This is a genomic window from Streptomyces justiciae (assembly GCF_015163075.1).
Classification (GTDB): Bacteria; Actinomycetota; Actinomycetes; order Streptomycetales; family Streptomycetaceae; genus Streptomyces; species Streptomyces justiciae.
In genome coordinates this window covers 596,335-614,628 of the sequence record NZ_JADDXU010000002.1, presented here as the reverse complement: position 1 = coordinate 614,628, position 18,294 = coordinate 596,335, and the positions used below count along the sequence as shown (strand labels likewise).

Annotated in this window: 16 protein-coding genes; 7 read left to right on the top strand and 9 right to left on the bottom strand. The window is 70.9% G+C overall.

Annotated features, from left to right (window positions below; all coding sequences use genetic code 11):
• Position 1 precedes the first annotated feature (1 nt).
• A complete protein-coding gene (locus tag IQ210_RS06800; RefSeq protein ID WP_194077922.1) occupies positions 2–922 on the top strand; it encodes a DUF6397 family protein in 921 nt (306 codons plus the stop codon).
• Between the two features lie 42 nt (positions 923–964).
• On the opposite strand, the gene IQ210_RS06795 is transcribed toward IQ210_RS06800, so the two are convergent.
• Positions 965–1,834, bottom strand: coding sequence for an acyl-CoA thioesterase (locus IQ210_RS06795; RefSeq protein ID WP_194077921.1), 870 nt, complete (start codon positions 1,832–1,834; stop codon positions 965–967).
• A gap of 19 nt (positions 1,835–1,853) precedes the next feature.
• A complete protein-coding gene (locus IQ210_RS06790; RefSeq protein WP_194077920.1) occupies positions 1,854–4,367 on the bottom strand; it encodes a DEAD/DEAH box helicase in 2,514 nt (837 codons plus the stop codon).
• Between the two features lie 145 nt (positions 4,368–4,512).
• Here IQ210_RS06790 and IQ210_RS06785 point away from each other — a divergent pair, with 145 nt between their 5' ends.
• Positions 4,513–5,307 (top strand): metal-dependent hydrolase, encoded by a 795-nt coding sequence (locus tag IQ210_RS06785; RefSeq protein WP_194077919.1) that lies wholly within the window; start codon positions 4,513–4,515, stop codon positions 5,305–5,307.
• Between the two features lie 35 nt (positions 5,308–5,342).
• On the opposite strand, the gene IQ210_RS06780 is transcribed toward IQ210_RS06785, so the two are convergent.
• From IQ210_RS06780 to IQ210_RS06765, 4 genes are all read right to left on the bottom strand, one after another.
• Positions 5,343–5,609 (bottom strand): type B 50S ribosomal protein L31, encoded by a 267-nt coding sequence (locus IQ210_RS06780; protein WP_059198427.1) that lies wholly within the window; start codon positions 5,607–5,609, stop codon positions 5,343–5,345.
• Between the two features lie 15 nt (positions 5,610–5,624).
• On the bottom strand, positions 5,625–6,095 hold the full coding sequence (locus IQ210_RS06775) for a DUF5709 domain-containing protein (protein WP_194077918.1): 471 nt from the start codon (positions 6,093–6,095) through the stop codon (positions 5,625–5,627).
• Between the two features lie 171 nt (positions 6,096–6,266).
• A complete protein-coding gene (locus IQ210_RS06770; RefSeq protein ID WP_194077917.1) occupies positions 6,267–6,944 on the bottom strand; it encodes an anti-sigma factor in 678 nt (225 codons plus the stop codon).
• Positions 6,934–7,533 carry an RNA polymerase sigma factor gene (locus IQ210_RS06765; RefSeq protein ID WP_322656321.1) on the bottom strand — a complete coding sequence of 200 codons (600 nt, stop codon included), beginning with the start codon at positions 7,531–7,533 and terminating at the stop codon, positions 6,934–6,936. The genes IQ210_RS06770 and IQ210_RS06765 overlap by 11 nt, the downstream gene beginning before the upstream one ends.
• A gap of 109 nt (positions 7,534–7,642) precedes the next feature.
• Here IQ210_RS06765 and IQ210_RS06760 point away from each other — a divergent pair, with 109 nt between their 5' ends.
• Positions 7,643–8,170: a COG4315 family predicted lipoprotein gene (locus IQ210_RS06760; RefSeq protein WP_194077915.1), complete on the top strand. Its 528-nt coding sequence runs from the start codon at positions 7,643–7,645 to the stop codon at positions 8,168–8,170.
• Positions 8,171–8,243: 73 nt separating this feature from the next.
• Here the strand turns inward: IQ210_RS06760 and IQ210_RS06755 are convergent, their stop codons facing one another.
• The gene (locus tag IQ210_RS06755; RefSeq protein ID WP_194077914.1) at positions 8,244–10,025 is read right to left on the bottom strand and encodes an ABC transporter ATP-binding protein; all 1,782 of its coding nucleotides are present in this window, start codon (positions 10,023–10,025) and stop codon (positions 8,244–8,246) included.
• On the bottom strand, positions 10,022–11,797 hold the full coding sequence (locus IQ210_RS06750) for an ABC transporter transmembrane domain-containing protein (protein ID WP_194077913.1): 1,776 nt from the start codon (positions 11,795–11,797) through the stop codon (positions 10,022–10,024). Before IQ210_RS06750 ends, IQ210_RS06755 begins: the two co-directional genes overlap by 4 nt.
• A gap of 161 nt (positions 11,798–11,958) precedes the next feature.
• On the opposite strand from IQ210_RS06750, the gene IQ210_RS06745 reads away from it, so the two are divergent.
• From IQ210_RS06745 to IQ210_RS06735, 3 genes are all read left to right on the top strand, one after another.
• Positions 11,959–12,639 carry a L,D-transpeptidase family protein gene (locus IQ210_RS06745; RefSeq protein ID WP_194078210.1) on the top strand — a complete coding sequence of 227 codons (681 nt, stop codon included), beginning with the start codon at positions 11,959–11,961 and terminating at the stop codon, positions 12,637–12,639.
• Between the two features lie 57 nt (positions 12,640–12,696).
• Complete coding sequence (locus IQ210_RS06740; protein ID WP_194077912.1) at positions 12,697–14,280, top strand: peptide-N4-asparagine amidase; 1,584 nt, start codon at positions 12,697–12,699, stop codon at positions 14,278–14,280.
• Positions 14,281–14,452: 172 nt separating this feature from the next.
• On the top strand, positions 14,453–15,853 hold the full coding sequence (locus IQ210_RS06735; RefSeq protein ID WP_194077911.1) for a cation:dicarboxylate symporter family transporter: 1,401 nt from the start codon (positions 14,453–14,455) through the stop codon (positions 15,851–15,853).
• Between the two features lie 55 nt (positions 15,854–15,908).
• On the opposite strand, the gene IQ210_RS06730 is transcribed toward IQ210_RS06735, so the two are convergent.
• Positions 15,909–16,367: a MarR family winged helix-turn-helix transcriptional regulator gene (locus tag IQ210_RS06730; RefSeq protein ID WP_194077910.1), complete on the bottom strand. Its 459-nt coding sequence runs from the start codon at positions 16,365–16,367 to the stop codon at positions 15,909–15,911.
• A 93-nt stretch (positions 16,368–16,460) separates the two neighbouring features.
• On the opposite strand from IQ210_RS06730, the gene IQ210_RS06725 reads away from it, so the two are divergent.
• Positions 16,461–18,269, top strand: a complete 1,809-nt coding sequence (locus tag IQ210_RS06725) for an ABC transporter ATP-binding protein (protein WP_194077909.1) — start codon at positions 16,461–16,463, stop codon at positions 18,267–18,269.
• Positions 18,270–18,294: the final 25 nt, after the last annotated feature.

Below are 18,294 nucleotides of genomic sequence, written 5' to 3'. Positions count from 1 at the left end.
GATGACAGGCAGCACCCTCACCAGGCCTCAGCAGCTCACTCTCACCCCGGGCCGCGCGGCGCGCGAACTGGGTCTGAAGCGCAACGAGTTCGACCTGGGCGTGCATCTCGGCCATATCCGGACCGTGCCCGACGAAGGGGGAGGGGGCCGCCGGGTCCCCCGCACCGAACTGGACCGGCTCCGCGCGGAGGACGACTTCCCCGAAGCGTTCCAGCAGCGGGTGCGGGTCGTGGGCACCACCGAGGGCGCGGACGTCATGGACATCCCCGTCGGCAGGTTCACCCGCCTGGCACGCCTCGGTGTGGTGGCGCCGGTGCGCTTCTATCTCAACCGGTATCGGGCCGTCGTCTGGCTCTATCTCGCCGAGGAACTCGAGCAGTTCGCCGCCGACGAGCGGAACACCCCGCTGCTGCACGCCCGTCGCACACCCGAGGGCATGCGGGGCCTGCTGGAGGAGGGTGTGGACCTGCGTCCCCGCAACTGGCGTGCCCGGCACCGGGAGTTCCTGCTGCGGGTGGCCGACGGCCCGTGGGAGAGCGCCGGAGCCCTTGCCGCCTTCCTCGACCCCGCCCAGATCGCGGAGCTCGTCCGCGACCCGTACGAGCGCTCCTATCTGAACCGCTTTCGCCCCGTGCCGCCGAACCAGGGCGCCCCGGGCACACCGGCCGCGCACCTCACCGAGCGGATCATGACGGCCGACGACCCGGACGAGATCAGCCGACTGCGGACCGAACTGGCCCGGACCATGGAGGACGCCCGCACCCTCCGGCCCGCGCCACGCCCGGCGGGGGAGCAGCGGCCGACCGAGCCGCGCCCCACAGGGGAGCGGCGGCCGACCACACCACCGCCCCCGCCCGACGAAGCCGCCCCCGCGGAATCGCCCCGACGATTGCTGGGCTGGCTGCGTCGCAGAAGCGCATGACGGAAAGGCGCGTGCACGCCACGTACCCGCCCGGCCCCGGACCTACAGCGCCCGGAAGAGCCCTTCCTGGACGACGGACACCAGCAGGCGCCCCTCCAGGTCGTAGATCCGCCCGCGCGCCAGGCCCCGTCCGCCGGTCGCGATCGGGGACTCCTGGTCGTAGAGGAACCACTCGTCCGCGCGGAACGGTCGGTGGAACCACATGGCGTGATCCAGCGAGGCGATGTCGAAGCTGCGCGGCCCCCACAGCGGTTCCACCGGGATGCGCACGGCGTCCAGGAGCGTCATGTCGCTGGCGTAGGTCAGCGCGCAGGTGTGCACGACCGGGTCGTCCCCGAGCGGCCCGACCGCGCGCATCCACACCGCGCTGCGCGGCTCGGCGTCCTTGACCTCCTCGGGCGTCCAGCGCAGCCGGTCCACATAGCGGATGTCGAAGGGCTGACGGCGCGCCATGCGCTCCAACTGCTCCGGCAGCGCGCCCAGATGCTCGCGGATCTCCTCCGTGACCGTCGGCAGGGACTCGGGGTCCGGGACCTTGCGGGCCGGTGGCAGCTGATGCTCGAACGACGCTTGCTCAGGCTTGTGAAAGGAGGCGGTGAGATTGAAGATCGTGCGGCCCTGCTGCACGGCGGTGACCCGACGGGTCGTGAACGACCGGCCGTCCCGCACCCGTTCGACCTGGTACACGATCGGCACGCCCGGCCGGCCCGGGCGCAGGAAGTACGCGTGCAGCGAGTGCACGGGCCGGTCGCCCTCGGTGGTGCGGGCGGCGGCGACCAGCGCCTGGCCCGCCACCTGTCCGCCGAAGACCCGCTGCAGGGACTCCTGCGGGCTGCGGCCCCGGAAGATGTTGACCTCGATCTGCTCCAGGTCGAGAAGGTCGACCAGTCGCTCGGCCGGGTTCGTCGTCATGACCGCGTCTCTCCTGTGCTCACAGCTGGCCGACGTCGGTGACCCGGACGACCGCGCGGCCCTCCGCGTCGGAGGCCGTCAGGTCGACCTCCGCGCTGATGCCCCAGTCGTGGTCGTCGTTCGGGTCGTCGAAGATCTGCCGGACGCGCCACAGGCGGTTCTCCGGCTGCTCCTCGATGATGAGCAGCTTCGGGCCGCGGGCGTCCGGGCCGGTGCCGAGGTCGTCGTACTCGTCCCAGTACTTGTCCATCGCCTCGCCCCACGCGTCGGCGTCCCAGCCGGCGTCGGCGTCCAGCTCGCCGAGCTCCTCCACCTGGTCCAGGGCGGCGAGCTCCACGCGGCGGAACATGGCGTTGCGGACCAGGACACGGAAGGCGCGCGCGTTGGTGGTGACCGGCTTGACCTCGTCGGCCTTCTCCTGGGCCTCCTCGGCGGTCATCTCCTCCGGGTTGGCGAGCTGCTCCCACTCGTCCAGCAGGCTGGAGTCGACCTGACGGACCATCTCGCCGAGCCACTCGATCAGGTCCTGGAGATCCTCGGACTTGAGGTCGTCCGGGATGTTGTGGTCCAGCGCCTTGTAGGCACTGGCGAGGTAGCGCAGGACAATGCCCTCGGTGCGGGCGAGCTCGTAGAAGGACACCAACTCCGTGAACGACATCGCCCGTTCGTACATGTCACGGATGACGGACTTCGGGGAGAGCGGATGGTCGCCGACCCAGGGATGGCTCTTGCGGTACGTGTTGTACGCGTGGAAGAGCAGCTCCTCCAGAGGCTTCGGGTACGAGATGTCCTGGAGGCGCTCCATACGCTCCTCGTACTCCACACCGTCGGCCTTCATCGCGGCGACGGCCTCGCCCTTCGCCTTGTTCAGCTGGGCGACGAGGATCTGCCGCGGGTCGTCCAGCGTCGACTCGACGACGGAGACCATGTCCAGGGCGTAGGACGGCGATTCGGGGTCGAGGAGTTCGAACGCGGCGAGGGCGAAGGTGGACAGCGGCTGGTTCAGCGCGAAGTCCTGCTGGAGGTCGACCGTGAGGCGGACGATACGGCCCTCGGCGTCCGGCTCGTCCAGCTTCTCGACGATGCCGCCGTCCAGCAGCGAGCGGTAGATGGCGATCGCCCGGCGGATGTGCTTCAGCTGCGCCTTGCGCGGCTCGTGGTTGTCCTCCAGCAGATGCCGCATGGCCTCGAAGGCGTTGCCGGGGCGGGCGATCACCGACAGCAGCATCGTGTGCGTCACCCGGAAGCGGGACGTGAGCGGCTCCGGTTCGGAGGCGATCAGCTTCTCGAAGGTATTCTCCGTCCAGCCGACGAAGCCTTCCGGCGCCTTCTTGCGGACCACCTTGCGCCGCTTCTTCGGGTCGTCGCCGGCCTTGGCGAGTGCCTTCTCGTTCTCGATGACGTGCTCGGGCGCCTGGGCGACGACGAAGCCCGCCGTGTCGAATCCGGCCCGCCCGGCGCGGCCGGCGATCTGGTGGAACTCCCGGTTGCGCAGGGTGCGGACGCGGTTGCCGTCGTACTTGGTCAGGGCCGTGAACAGCACCGTGCGGATGGGCACGTTGACGCCCACGCCGAGCGTGTCGGTACCGCAGATGACCTTCAGCAGACCCGCCTGCGCGAGCTTCTCCACCAGCCGCCGGTACTTGGGCAGCATGCCGGCGTGATGGACCCCGATGCCGTGCCGGACGTAACGGGAGAGGTTGCGGCCGAACTTGGTGGTGAAGCGGAAGTTGCCGATCAGATCGGCGATCTGCTCCTTCTCCTCCTTCGAGCACATGTTGATGCTCATCAGCGCCTGCGCCCGCTCCACGGCCTGCGCCTGGGTGAAGTGCACGATGTAGACCGGCGCCTGCCTGGTCTGCAGCAGCTCGGTCAGCGTCTCGGTGAGCGGGGTGAACTTGTACTCGTAGGACAGCGGCACCGGACGGGTCGCCGAGCGGACCACCGCCGTCGGGCGGCCGGTGCGGCGGGTGAGGTCCTTCTCGAACATGGAGACGTCGCCGAGCGTGGCCGACATCAGGATGAACTGTGCCTGCGGCAGCTCCAGGATCGGGATCTGCCAGGCCCAGCCGCGGTCGCCCTCGGCGTAGAAGTGGAACTCGTCCATCACGACCTGGCCGACGTCCGCCTGCTTGCCGTCGCGCAGCGCGATCGACGCGAGCACCTCGGCGGTGCAGCAGATGACGGGGGCGTCGGAGTTGACGGAGGCGTCGCCGGTGAGCATGCCGACGTTCTCGGTGCCGAAGATCTTGCACAGCTCGAAGAACTTCTCCGAGACCAGCGCCTTGATCGGAGCCGTGTAGAAGGTGACCTCGTCACGGGCGAGCGCGGCGAAGTGCGCGGCCGCCGCGATCATGCTCTTGCCGGAGCCGGTGGGCGTCGACACGATCACGTTCGCACCGGAGACCACCTCGATCAGCGCCTCCTCCTGATGGGGGTAGAGCGTGAGCCCGCGCTCCTCGGCCCACGACTCGAAGGCTTCGTAGAGGGCGTCGGGGTCTGCGGTCTGCGGCAGCTGATCGATGAGGGTCACCCACCCATCTTGCCTGCCCTTCCCCACTACAGGGGAATCGGATGCGGGTACGAAGATCACGAGCAGTACGCTGTGTCGCCGACGAGGCGTCAGGGCATCCGGTCAACTGCGCAGCGGTACACGAGGAATGGGGCGGGCAACGGCGATGATGGGACCAGCACACTCACTGTCGGGGGCCGCGGCCTGGCTCGGCGTCGGAGCGGCGGCCGCCGCGGCGGGGCACACGATGCCCTGGCCGGTCCTGCTGGCCGGAGCCCTGATCTGCGCGGGGGCGGCGCTCGCCCCCGACCTCGACCACAAGGCGGCCACCATCTCGCGCGCCTTCGGACCCATCTCGCGAGGGCTCTGCGAGATCGTCGACAAGCTCTCCTACGCCGTCTACAAGGCCACCAAGAAGCAGGGCGACCCCCGGCGCTCCGGTGGGCACCGCACGCTCACCCACACCTGGCTGTGGGCGGTCCTGATCGGCGCGGGCGCCTCGGTCGCGGCGATCACCGGTGGCCGCTGGGCCGTCCTCGCGATCCTCTTCGTGCACATGGTGCTCGCCATCGAGGGCCTGCTGTGGCGGGCGACCCGCGGCTCCAGTGCCGACGTCCTGGTCTGGCTGCTGGCCGCAACCAGCGCCTGGATCATCGCCGGCGTGCTGGACAAGCCGGGCAACGGCTCGGACTGGCTGTTCACGGACCCGGGCCAGGAGTACCTGTGGCTGGGCCTGCCGATCGTGCTCGGCGCGCTGGTCCACGACATCGGGGACGCGCTGACGGTGTCGGGCTGCCCGATCCTGTGGCCGATCCCGGTGGGCCGCAAGCGCTGGTACCCGATCGGCCCGCCCAAGGCCATGCGGTTCCGGGCCGGCAGCTGGGTCGAGCTGAAGGTGCTGATGCCGGCGTTCATGGTGCTGGGCGGGGTGGGCTGCGCGGCGGCGCTGAACTTCATCTGACCGCGAGGCGGGACTGTGCGCCGGCGGAGCGCCGCTCAGCCCTCGGCGTCCTGCCCCGCCGCACTCCCGTAACGCCGCTCGAAGCGGGCGACCCGTCCCTCGGTGTCCACCGTGCGGGCCTTGCCGGTGTAGAAGGGGTGGCTCTCCGAGGAGATCTCCACGTCCACCACCGGGTACGTCTCGCCGTCGTCCCACTCGATGGTCTGCTCGCTGGTCGCGGTCGACCGGGTGAGGAAGGCGTAACCGGCGGAGCGGTCACGGAAGACGACCTGGTGGTAGTCGGGGTGCTTGTCCTGCTGCATGCGTGCTCCTCGGGGTCAGCCGGACAGGGCGTCCTCGTCGACGATGTGCATGGCGGCCTCCTCGGCGGAGGCGGCGGCGCCGTCGATGCCCACGTCCGTGGCGATCAGGGCGCTCTCCTCGTCCTCGTGAGCGCCTTCGTCGGGCGCGACGAGACGGCCGGAGCGACGCGCGCCGACCTCGTTGTCGAGGAGTTCGCCGTCGGTGCCGTCACAGTCGCCGATGCCGTCCCCGTCGGGGACGGGGGCGTCCGGCATCTCCTCGGCGAGCCGCTGCTCCAGACTCTCGCCCTGCCGCCGCTCGGCGGCCGTCACACCGGTGTGCTCCACGGCCCATGGTCGGTCCGGAGGGGACCAGCCGCGGTCGAGGGGGTCGTCGACACCGTCGTTCTCCAACGTGTCCTCCACGTCGAGCAGCCCGGAGTCCTCCTGGATCTCGGATCCGTCGGGCTGGTAGACGTCGTCTCCCCATCCGTCGGCGCTGTTCACGGGTACCTCCAGGTGATGGGGACGGGCCCGGTCCCGCGGCGGCCGGTGACGCGGGGCCGCCGCGCGGTGCCGTTATCCAGCCTTCCACCCCTTTTCGGGACTGCGCAACGGCACGGGTGCAGGCAAGCGGGTCCGACCCCGGCGCGACCAGGCGACGCCTCCCCTCCGCCGTCAGCTCTCCAGCCCCGCCGACGACCACACCCGCCCCTCGTCCGTCACCAGTTCCACCCGGTCCACGGAGTCGGCGGCCCCGTAGGCGATCCAGGTGGCCCGGCCGGAGGACGGGAGCCACCAGTGGCCCGCGTCGCGGGTGCTGCCGTCCTTGAGGAGAAGTCGGCAGGTGTAGTGCGTGCCGGGACGGCCGTCCGTGATCTGCATGACGAGGACGGACTCGGTGCCGAAGCGGCTGGGCTCGACGGTCCCCACGGTCGCCCCCGAACCGGTGACCAGCCGCGCCCCGCGCTCGCTCACGGCCACCTGGGAGGCGGGCGGCGACCCCAGGTCGACGACCACCGCACCGGCCGCCCCCAGACAGAGCCCGGCCGCCGCGGCGGCGGCGACCAGCAGCGGCAACCGGTACGACCGCCGCCGCCCCGTGCGCGGCCCCGGCGCGGGCAGCTCCAGCCGTTCGAGGACCCGTGCGTCGAACCCGGCCGGGGGCGCCACGGAGGGTGCCGCGGGCAGCACGGAGTCGACGGCCGCAGAGAGGTCGTCGTACGTGGAGCGGCAGGCCGGGCAGACGGTGAGGTGGCGCAGCAGCTCGGCCGACTCACCGGGGAGGGTGCCGAGGGCCAGGGCGAGCAGTTCGTCCTCGTCGGGGTGGGTGTCCGGCCCGGGCTCACGTGCCATCACGGCCTCCCTCCTTGAGCGCCTCGCGCAGCCTGCGCAGGCCGGTACGGATCCGGGTCTTGGCGGTGCCCAGCGGAATGTCCTCGTGCCGGCCCACTTCCGCCGCCGTACAGCCGCCGATCACGGCGAGGGCGACCGCCCGTGCCTGTTCCTCCGGCAGGGACCGCAGCCGGGTGAGGGCACGCTCGCTCTCCAGGGCGACCAGGGCGAGCCGCTCGGTACCGTCGGCCTCCTCGGCGTCGGCGCGCAATGTGACGTCGATGAGCCGTTCGAGGGTCTCGGCCGGCTCCGGTGTGGGCCGGCGGGCGCGGACGGCGTCGATGGCGGCGTTACGGGTGATGGTCAGCAGCCATGTGAGGGCCGAGGCGCGGCGGGGGTCGTAGTTGCCGGCCGCCCGCCAGGCCCGTACGAACACCTCCTGGCTCACGTCCTCGGCGAGGCCCGGTTCGCGGGTCACCGACAGGGCGAGGCCGTAGACGGCGTTCTGGAAGCGGCGGACGAAGGCGGTCGCGGCCTGCTCGTCGCCCAGCGCGAAACCGGCGACGAGCGAGGCGTCGTCGACCCGGTCCGCGCGGGGGAACAGTTCCACGCTTCTGTATACGTCCGATCCGGGCGGAGGGATTGCGGTGTCGTCCGTGGCCGCAATCCCTCCGCCGACGGCAGCCGTACAACCTCCGCCGGAAGGGACGGAGAGGATCATGAAGCGAAACAGGATCACCCTGACCGGGATCGCACTCGTGGCGGCGCTGGGGCTGGCCGGCTGCGGCGGGGGTGGCGGCTCCTACGGCGGTGGTTCCGACGGTGGTGGCGGTTCCGACACACCCGCCGCGGCGGACACCTCCACCGTGAAGGTGAGCGACTCGCGGCTCGGCGACATCCTCGTCGACGGCGGCGGTCGCACGCTCTACCTGTTCACGGCGGACGGCAAGAACACCAACTCCATGAAGTGCGACACCGCGTGCCTCAAGCTGTGGCCGCCGCTGGAGGGCAAGCCGAAAGCCGGTTCCGGCGCCGACGCGGGCCTCATCGGCACCACGAAGGGCAGCGCGCCGCAGGCGACGTACGCCGGACACCCGCTCTACTACTACGCGAAGGACAAGGCGCCGGGCGATCTCAAGGGGCAGGGGATCGACGGGATCTGGTACGTGCTGAACGCGAAGGGCACGGCGATGAAGCAGGCCGCTCCCTCGACGGACAGCGACGGCGACAGCGGCTACGGGTACTGAAAGACGGGTACTGAAAGGGGGCCGTCGCTCAAAGACGACGGCCCCCCTCAGGGCTCCTCACCCGTGCCACGACTCACCCGTGCCAAGACCTCCACAGCGCCGCGTACGCCCCGTCCGCCGCGACCAGCTCGTCATGGCTGCCCAGCTCGCTGATGCGGCCGTTCTCGACGACGGCGATCACGTCCGCGTCGTGGGCGGTGTGCAGCCGGTGGGCGATGGCGACGACGGTGCGGCCGTCGAGGACTCGGGCCAGGGACCGCTCCAGATGGCGGGCCGCGCGCGGGTCGAGGAGAGAGGTCGCCTCGTCCAGGACCAGCGTGTGCGGGTCGGCCAGCACCAGGCGGGCCAGCGCGATCTGCTGGGCCTGTGCCGGGGTGAGCGCGAGACCGCCCGAGCCGACCTCGGTGTCGAGGCCGTCGTCGAGCGCCCGTGCCCAGCCGTCCGCGTCGACCGCGCCCAGCGCCGCCCACAGCTCGGCGTCCTCGGCGCCCGTGCGGGCGAGGAGGAGGTTGTCGCGCAGGGAGCCCACGAAGACGTGGTGCTCCTGGTTGACCAGGGCGACATGCGAGCGGACGCCCTCCGCCGTCATCCGGGACAGTTCCGCGCCGCCCAGGGTGATCCGGCCGTCCCGGGGCGCGTAGATGCCCGCGAGCAGTCGGCCCAGGGTCGACTTGCCCGCGCCGGACGGGCCGACGAGCGCCATCCGGGTGCCCGGGGCGACCTCCAGGGACACCTTGCGCAGCACGTCCACGCCCTCCAGGTAGCCGAAGTGCACGCGGTCGGCGTGCACATGGCGTCCCTCAGGAGCCACGGCGGCATCACCGGCGTCCGGTTCGACCTCGCGGACGCCGACCAGCCGGGCCAGCGACACCTGGGCGACCTGCAACTCGTCGTACCAGCGCAGGATCAGCCCGACCGGGTCGACGAGCATCTGCGCGATCAGCGCACCGGTCGTCAACTGGCCGACGTCGATCCAGCCGTGCAGCACCATCACGCCGCCGACCATCAGCACCGAGCCGAGGATCATCACATGGGTGACGTTGATGAACGGGAACAGCACCGACCGCAGCCAGAGCGTGTACCGCTCCCACGCCGTCCACTCCTTGATCCGCCGCTCCGACAGCTCGACGCGACGCTCCCCGAGGCGGTGCGCCTCGACGGTGCGCCCGGCGTCCACGGTCTCGGCGAGCGCGGCGGCGACGGCGGCGTAACCGGCGGACTCCGACCGGTAGGCGGACGGCGCCCGCTTGAAGTACCAGCGGCAGCCGATCACCAGCAGCGGCAGGGCGAGCAGCACGGCCGCGGCCAGGGGCGGCGCCGTGACGACGAGCCCGCCGAGCAGCAGCACCACCCACACCACGCCGATCGACAGCTGCGGCACGGCCTCGCGCATCGCGTTGGCCAGCCGGTCGATGTCGGTGGTGATGCGGGACAGCAGGTCACCGGTGCCGGCCCGTTCCAGGACGCCCGGCGGTAGCCCGACCGAGCGCACGAGGAAGTCCTCGCGCAGGTCGGCCAGCATCCGCTCGCCGAGCATCGCGCCGCGCAGCCGCACCTGCCGTACGAACACGGCCTGCACGGCGAGCGCGGCTACGAACAGGCCCGCGGTCAGCTCCAGATGAACCTCCCGGGCCCCGTCCGAGACCCGGTCCACGAGTCCGCCGAGCAGCCACGGCCCCACCATCGACGCGATCACCGACACCGTGTTGACGGCGACGAGGACGAGGAAGGCGCGGCGGTGCCGGCGGAACAGTTCGGTCACATAGGCGCGTACGGTCGCGGAGCCCCCGACGGGCAGGGTGTTCGCCGTCGTCGGGGCCGCCGGGTCGTACGCCGGTGGCGCCACGCCGATCATGCCGTCTCCTCGATCTCTTCCAGCTCTTCCAGTACGGACTCGGTCTCGCGGGTCACGACCGCGCGGTACCGGGGTTCCTTGTGCACGAGTTCGCGGTGCACGCCCACGGCCACGACCTCGCCCTCGTGGACCAGGACGACCCGGTCCGCGCGGTCCAGCAGGAGCGGCGAGGACGTGAACACCACGGTGGTGCGGCCCGCCCGCAACTCCCGTACGCCCTCGGCGATGCGGGCCTCGGTGTGCGAGTCGACGGCCGAGGTCGGCTCGTCCAGGACGAGCACCTCCGGGTCGGTGAACAGCGACCGGGCCAGCGCGAGCCGCTGGCGCTGACCGCCCGACAGGGAGCGCCCGCGTTCGGTGATCCGGGCGTCCAGCGGGTCCTCGGCGCCGAGCGAGCCCTGTACCAGGGCGGCCAGGACGTCCTCGCACTGCGCGGCCGTCAGCGCCTCACGGGCGTCGACGTCCCCCGACGCGGGCACGTCGAGGAGCTCGCGCAGCGTGCCGGACAGCAGGACCGGGTCCTTGTCCTGCACGAGGACGGCCGTACGCGCGGCGGAGAGCGGCAGCTCGTCCAGCGGCACGCCGCCCAGCAGCACCGACGGCTCCTCCTCGGTCGAGGACGGATGGCCGCCGAGGCGTTCCGCCAGCCGCCCCGCAGCGTCCGGGTCCCCGCACACCACGGCGGTGAGCCGGCCCGCGGGCGCGAGCAGTCCGGCCGCCGGGTCGTACAGGTCACCCGTGGGTGCCGTACCGGCGAGCGAGCCGTCCTCGGAGGTGGCGCGCCGCAGCGACAGCACCCGCGCGGCCCGGCGGGCCGACGGACGCGAGAAGGAGTACGCCATGGCGATCTCCTCGAAGTGCCGCAGCGGATAGGTCATCACCATGACCGAGCTGTAGACGGTGACCAGTTCGCCGACGGAGATCCGGCCCTCGCGGGCGAGGCCCACGCCGTGCCAGACGACCGCGATGAGCAGCAGTCCCGGCAGCAGCACCTGGATCGCCGAGATCAGCGACCACATCCGGGCGCTGCGCACGGCGGCGTGCCGCACCTCCTGGGAGGCGCTGCGGTAGCGGTCGAGGAACAGTTCCTCGCCGCCGATGCCGCGCAGCACCCGCAGCCCGGCGACGGTGTCCGAGGCCAGCTCGGTGGCGCGGCCGGCCTTCTCGCGCTGGAAGTCGGCCCGCCGGGTCGCCCGGGGCAGCAGCGGCAGCACCGCGAGCGCCAGCACGGGCAGACCCACGGCGACGACCACTCCGAGCGAGGGCTGGTAGACGACCAGGCCCACGCACACCAACAAGATGGTCAGCGCGGCGGCGGTGAACCGGGAGACGGCCTCCACGAACCAGCCGATCTTCTCGACGTCGCCGGTGGAGACGGCCACGACCTCACCGGCGGCGACCCGCCGGGTCAGCGCCGAGCCGAGCGTCGACGCCTTGCGGGCGAGCAGCTGCTGGACGCGGGCGGCGGCCGTGATCCAGTTGGTGATGGCGGCGCGGTGCAGGAAGGTGTCGCCGATCGCGTTGCCGGCGCAGGCCAGCACCAACAGCCCGCCCGCGAGGGCGAGTCGGGTGCCGGAGCGGTCGACGACGGCCTGGACGGCGAAGCCCACACAGAACGGCAGGGCGGACACGGACAGGAAGTGCACCAGTCCCCAGGCCAGTGATCTGAGCTGGCCGCCCAGCTGATTCCGGAAGAGCCACCACAGGAATCGGGGACCCGAGCGTGCGTCCGGCACTCCCGGGTCGGGATACGGAAGGTCTTGAATCTGCATGACGGATGACGTCCCAGTGGCTCGTGTCAGGGGGGTGGGTGGGACCGCGGACGGCGGTAGCAAACCGTGAAAGGTTCGCGTCATTGCGTGGTCGGAAGCAACCGGTTTTCCGCGCGGCCGGGTGGGACCATGGCGGGGTGGCGATCGATGTACGGCGTGCGATGCTCTGCGGCTCCCTGGCCCTGACCCTGGCCGCCTGCGCGGGGCCGAGGGACGCCGAACCACCGGCGAAACCGCAGGCCCGCGTCACGACCGCGGCCCCGACCGGCATCCCCGACCTCGGTGACCGCTTCCAGCGCCGCATCCGCGCCGACGCCCGCCAGGTCGTCGCGGTCTACGGCGACGGCGTCGACGCGCCGGACTCCACGGTCGTGCTCTACACGAAGCGGGGCACCGGCTGGGACCGCACGCGCAGTTGGCCCGCGCACAACGGCAAGAAGGGCTGGACGACCGACCACCACGAGGGCGACAAACGCAGCCCCGTGGGCGTGTTCACGCTCACCGACGCGGGCGGCGTGCTGACGAACCCGGGTTCGAAACTCCCGTACACGCGGTCCGCCGCCTTCACGGCCCCGCGCTGGTGGGCGAAGTCGCACTGGCACGACTTCGACTACGTCATCGCCATCGACTACAACCGCGTCAGGGGCACCCCGCCGAACGACCCGACCCGTCCCGAGGGCGACGGCAAGGGCGGTGGGATCTGGCTGCACATGGACCACGGCAGCGGCACGTCGGCCTGCGTCAGCCTGTCCAGGTCCGCGATGGAGTACCTGCTGCGCACACTCGACCCGGACCGGCATCCTGTGGTGGTGATGGGGGACAGGGCCGACCTGGCCGGCTAGTACTCACGTGGGAGGCGTCATTGCGCGGGGCGCCCGACTCGCCGTAGAACACCGGCCATGAAGAGACGGCTCATCATGTCCATGCTCGCCGGGGCGACCCTCCTCGCGAGCACCCTCCTGGGAGCGGCTCCGGCCCGATCCGCCGACGTACCGGCCGAGTTCGGCAGCGACTGGCACGACCCGATCACCGCTGCCCCGCCGGTCACCAAGCCTTCCGGCAAGTCCTGCCAAGGCACCCTCGCGGAAGCCCAGTTCCGCGACTTCACGCCGTACAAGGGGAGTTACACACCTCCCGACGGCTGCGGCGACCGCTGGAGCAAGGTCGTCCTGCGGATGGACGGCAAGGTGAAGGGCCGTCAGTACGACCGGCTCGGCTATCTGCGCGTCGGCGGGATCGAGATCTTCCGTACGTCGACTCCGGAGCCGTCGCCCGACGGGATCGAGTGGTCGGTCGAGAAGGACGTCACGCACTACAGCGACACCCTCCGCTCCGCCCAGGACGTCGAGATGCTCATCGGCAACGTCGTCGACGACACGTACACGGGTGTCATCGACGTCAAGGTCACGCTGACGTTCTACGCGGGCCGGCCGGACGCGACCAAGACCCCCGACCGGGTTCTGCCCCTCACCGACGGCACCGTCACCACCCCGCGCAACAGCGAACGCATCGTCGCCGAGGTGTACGCCACCGGGTCCGGCGGCGGGTGCGAGGAGTACTGGTATCTGACGGTGCCCGACGAGGCGCCGTACTCCTGCAAAGCGGCCGGCGGCCCCTACCGCGAGGTGCAGATCAAGGTCGACGGCCAACTCGCCGGAATCGCCGCCCCGTTCCCGCACGTGTGGACCGGTGGCTGGTCCAATCCCTTCCTCTGGTACGTCATTCCGGGACCGCGCGCCTTCGACGTCAAGCCGATCGAATACGACCTGACACCGTTCGCCGGTCTCCTCAACGACGGCAAGCCGCATCGCCTCCAGGTCGATGTCGTCGGCGTCCCCGAAGGACAGAGCGGTTGGAGCGCGCCCGTGAACGTCGCCGTCTGGCAGGATGCCAAGAGCGCGCACGTCACCGGAAAGCTCACCACGCACACCGTCGGCGACCTCACCAACTCCTCGGCGCACACGCCCGGTTCGGAGCACCGCCTGGACACCGAGGGCGCCCATCGGCTCACCGTCGCCGGATACGTCGACACCTCGCACGGCCGCGTCGCCACCACCGTCCGCCGGTCGCTGACGAACACCTCCACGCACCGCTGGACCGAGGGCGAGAACCTCGACGGACTCGACGCGACCTGGACGGACACCGAGTCGGTCACCGTCGACGGACGCGGCCCGGCGCACACCACGCGCACGCAACGGACGTACACGATGGACGGCACCACGACGATCGGCGCGGACGACCGGCTGCGGACCGTGCTGACGCTCGGGGACCGCGCCTCGGTCGTCGCGGACGGACGGCTGCGGCAGCGCCTCGACGACACCTACACCGGCGACGCCACCTGGACCCTCAACGTCCCGCGCGACCAACGGCACGCCGTCGGCACGACGAGCGAGCACTACCGGCTGGAGAGCCCGGGCCGCTGCTACGACCGTTCGCTGACCAGCGTCCAGGGGGTGCTCACCGAGGATCGCGCGGGCTGCTGACGGGAGTTGTGTGCGATGCGTCACTCAAGGCGTCATTTACGCGGCCGAAACACGGCGGTCTTGTGGGAGATCAACGGCGCGGTCAAAGTGATCGACACGGAAGCCGCTTTCCGTATCGCAGAAGTTTCCCCCATGGACTTCTGTGCGCCCACGTCCCCCACAAGGAGTGCCCGTGCCGCCGTCCGTCCCGTCCCTGCCGCGACGCGTCGCACACATACTGCGTACCTCTCTCTTCGTCCAGGTCCTCTGTGCGCTGGTCCTCGGCATCGTTGTCGGAAAGCTCTGGCCCGGCTTCGCCGCCGACCTCCAGCCGCTCGGCGACGGCTTCACCCGGCTCATCAAGACGATCATCTCCCCGCTCGTGTTCTGCGTGGTCGTCGTCGGCATCGCCAAGGCCGGTGACCTCAAGGCGTTCGGCCGGATCGGGCTCAAGGCCCTGATCTGGTTCGAGGTGGCGAGCACGCTCGCACTGGTCATCGGCCTGCTCGCCGCCAACGTCGTCCAGCCCGGCTCCGGCATGCACGTCGACCCCTCGACGCTCGACGCCTCGGCCGTCGACGCGAAGACCGGCGGGGGCTCGCTGCCCTCGACGACCGAGTTCATCGTCAACGCGATCCCGACCAGTTTCATCGGCGCGTTCGCCGAGAACGAGCTCCTCCAAGTGCTCATCCTGGCCTGCCTGGTGGGCGCCGCGCTGCTCCACCTCGGCCACACCAAGGTGCCCAAGGTGCTGCCCGCCGTCGAGCAGGCCCAGGAGATCATCTTCGCGGTCGTCGGCTTCATCATGCGGCTCGCCCCGATCGCGGTCTTCGGCGCGATGGCCGTCCTGATCGGGCAGTACGGGCTCGGCGTCATCGAGACGTACGCCAAGCTGATCGTCCTGTGCTACGCGGCCGCCGCGTTCTTCATCGCTCTGCTCGCCGTCGCCCTGCGCATGGTCACCGGGCTCAGCCTCTGGAAGTTCCTGCGCTACATCCGCGCCGAGATGCTGCTCGCGCTCGGCACCGCGTCCACCGAGTCGGTCATGCCGCGTGTCATGCAGAAGCTGCGCAAGGCGGGCGCTCGTGACGACGCCGTGGGTCTGGTGCTGCCGACCGGTTACTCCTTCAACCTCGACGGCGCCTCGCTCTACCTGTCCATCGGCACGCTGTTCATCGCCCAGGCGGTCGGCGTCGACCTCAGCCTCGGCCAGCAGATCACCGTGGTCCTCGTGCTGATGCTCACCAGCAAGGGCATGGCCGGCATCCCCGGTTCGGCCTTCCTCGCCCTGTCCGCGACCGCGTCCTCGCTGGGCGCGATCCCGGCCGGTGCGGTGGCGCTGCTGCTGGGCGTGGACCGGATCATGGACTCGATGCGCGTCGTGACGAACCTGCTCGGCAACTGCGTCGCGGTGTTCGCGGTGTCCCGGTGGGAGGGGGCGCTGGATCTGGAGAAGGCGAGGAGGGTGCTGGACGGCGAGGTCGAAGAGGCTCAGGAAACCACTCCCGAGGCTCCCGCCGGTGAGGCCGAGAAGGCCACCGCTCCCGAGGCCCCCGCTCAGCCGACCAAGGAGACCGTCACCGAGGCCGGCTGACCTCACCCACAACAAAAGGGGCCGCGGCGACCAGCCGCGGCCCTTCCTCATGCCCTCAACAGCGCTTCCCCGCCTCAGGAACGTCCCCGTCCACCAGCGTGTCCAGCAACACGCCCAGCACCGCGCGCTCCTTCTCCGTCAGCGGCGCCAGAATCTCCGCCGCAGCCGACCTCCGCGCCTCCCGCAGCTCGCGCAGCGCCTTGCGCCCGTCGTCCGTCAGCTCGATCCGGATCACCCGCCGGTTCGCGGGATCCGGCACCCGCCGCACCTTGCCGCTCCCCTCAAGGCCGTCGACCAACGACGTCACCGCACGCGGCACCACCTCGAGCCGCTCGGCGAGATCGGCCATCCGCGGCGGCGAGCCGTAGTGCGCGAGGGTGCGCAGCAACCGCGACTGGGCCGGTGTGACGCCCAGACCGCTCTGCTCGATGTGCCGCTTCTGGATGCGGTGCACACGGCGGGTGAACCGGAGCAGCTGCTCGGCGAGCAAGCCGTCGGAATCGGGGGTGGTCATATGGGAACAATAACAGGACCATGTGCATTGTGAGTATAGGTAACAATGAGCTAAGGTCCGTGAGTCCCCTGCGACAAGCCTCCGAAGGAGCCCATGCACCCCGACAACGCCCCCAAATGGACGCCGCTCGGCGACTCCGAATCCGCGGAGCAGCCCCGGCAGGTCCGCCGCATCCTGAAACTCTTCCGCCCCTACCGCAGCCGCCTCGCCGTCGTCGGCCTGCTGGTCGGCGCCGCCTCGCTGGTCTCCGTCGCCACGCCCTTCATGCTGAAGGAGACGCTGGACGTCGCGATCCCCGAGGGCCGCACCGGCCTGCTCAGCCTGCTGGCGCTCGGCATGATCCTCAGCGCCGTGCTGACCAGCGTCTTCGGTGTCCTGCAGACCCTGATCTCCACCACGGTCGGCCAGCGCGTCATGCACGACCTGCGCACCGCCGTCTACGACCGCCTCCAGCGCATGTCGCTGGCGTTCTTCACGCGCACCCGGACCGGCGAGGTCCAGTCCCGCATCGCCAACGACATCGGCGGCATGCAGGCCACCGTCACCTCCACCGCGACCTCGCTGGTCTCCAACGCCACCAGCGTCGTCGCCACGATCGTCGCGATGGTTGCCCTCGACTGGCGACTGACCGTCGTCTCGCTGCTCCTGCTCCCCGTCTTCGTGTGGATCAGCCGCCGGGTCGGCAACGAACGCAAGAAGATCACCACCCAGCGCCAGAAGCAGATGGCCGCGATGGCCGCCACCGTCACCGAGTCCCTCTCGGTCAGCGGCATCCTCCTCGGCCGCACCATGGGCCGCTCCGACTCGCTGACGCAGTCCTTCTCGGAGGAGTCCGAGCGCCTGGTCGACCTCGAAGTGCGGTCGAACATGGCGGGCCGCTGGCGCATGGCCGTCATCACGATCGTCATGGCCGCCATGCCCGCCGTCATCTACTGGACCGCCGGCCTCGCCCTCCAGATGGGCGGCCCCGACGTCTCGATCGGCACCATCGTCGCCTTCGTCTCCCTCCAGCAGGGCCTGTTCCGCCCGGCGGTCAGCCTGCTCGGCACCGGCGTCCAGATACAGGCCTCCCTCGCCCTGTTCCAGCGCATCTTCGAGTACCTCGACCTGCCGATAGACATCACCGAGCGCGAACACCCCGTCCACCTGGACACCGTCAAGGGCGAGGTCCGGTTCGAAAACGTCGAGTTCCGGTACGACGAGAAGAGCGCCCCCACCCTCACAGGCGTCGACATCACCGTCCCCGCGGGCGGCAGTCTCGCGGTCGTCGGCCCGACCGGCGCCGGCAAGTCCACCCTGGGCCACCTGGTGCCGCGGCTCTACGACGTGACCGGCGGCCGGGTCACCCTCGACGGCGTCGACGTCCGCGACCTCGACTTCGACACGCTCGCGCGCGCGGTCGGCGTCGTCTCCCAGGAGACGTACCTCTTCCACGCCTCGGTCGCCGACAACCTGCGCTTCGCCAAGCCGGACGCCACCGACGAGGAACTGCACGCGGCGGCGAAGGCGGCCCAGATCCACGACCACATCGCGGGCCTGCCCGACGGCTACGACACGGTCGTCGGCGAGCGCGGCCACCGGTTCTCCGGCGGCGAGAAGCAGCGGCTGGCCATCGCCCGGACGATCCTGCGCGATCCGCCGGTCCTGATCCTCGACGAGGCGACCAGCGCCCTGGACAACCGCACCGAACGCGCCGTCCAGGAGGCCATCGACGCCCTGTCCGCCAACCGCACCACGCTCACCATCGCGCACCGGCTCTCCACGGTCCGGGGCGCCGACCAGATCGTGGTCCTGGACGCCGGCCGCACCGCCGAACGCGGCACGCACGAGGAACTGCTGGAACTGGACGGGCGGTACGCGGCCCTCGTACGCCGGGATGCTCAACTGGAACCGACAAGCTGAAGATATGCCGGGTTTGTAACGATCT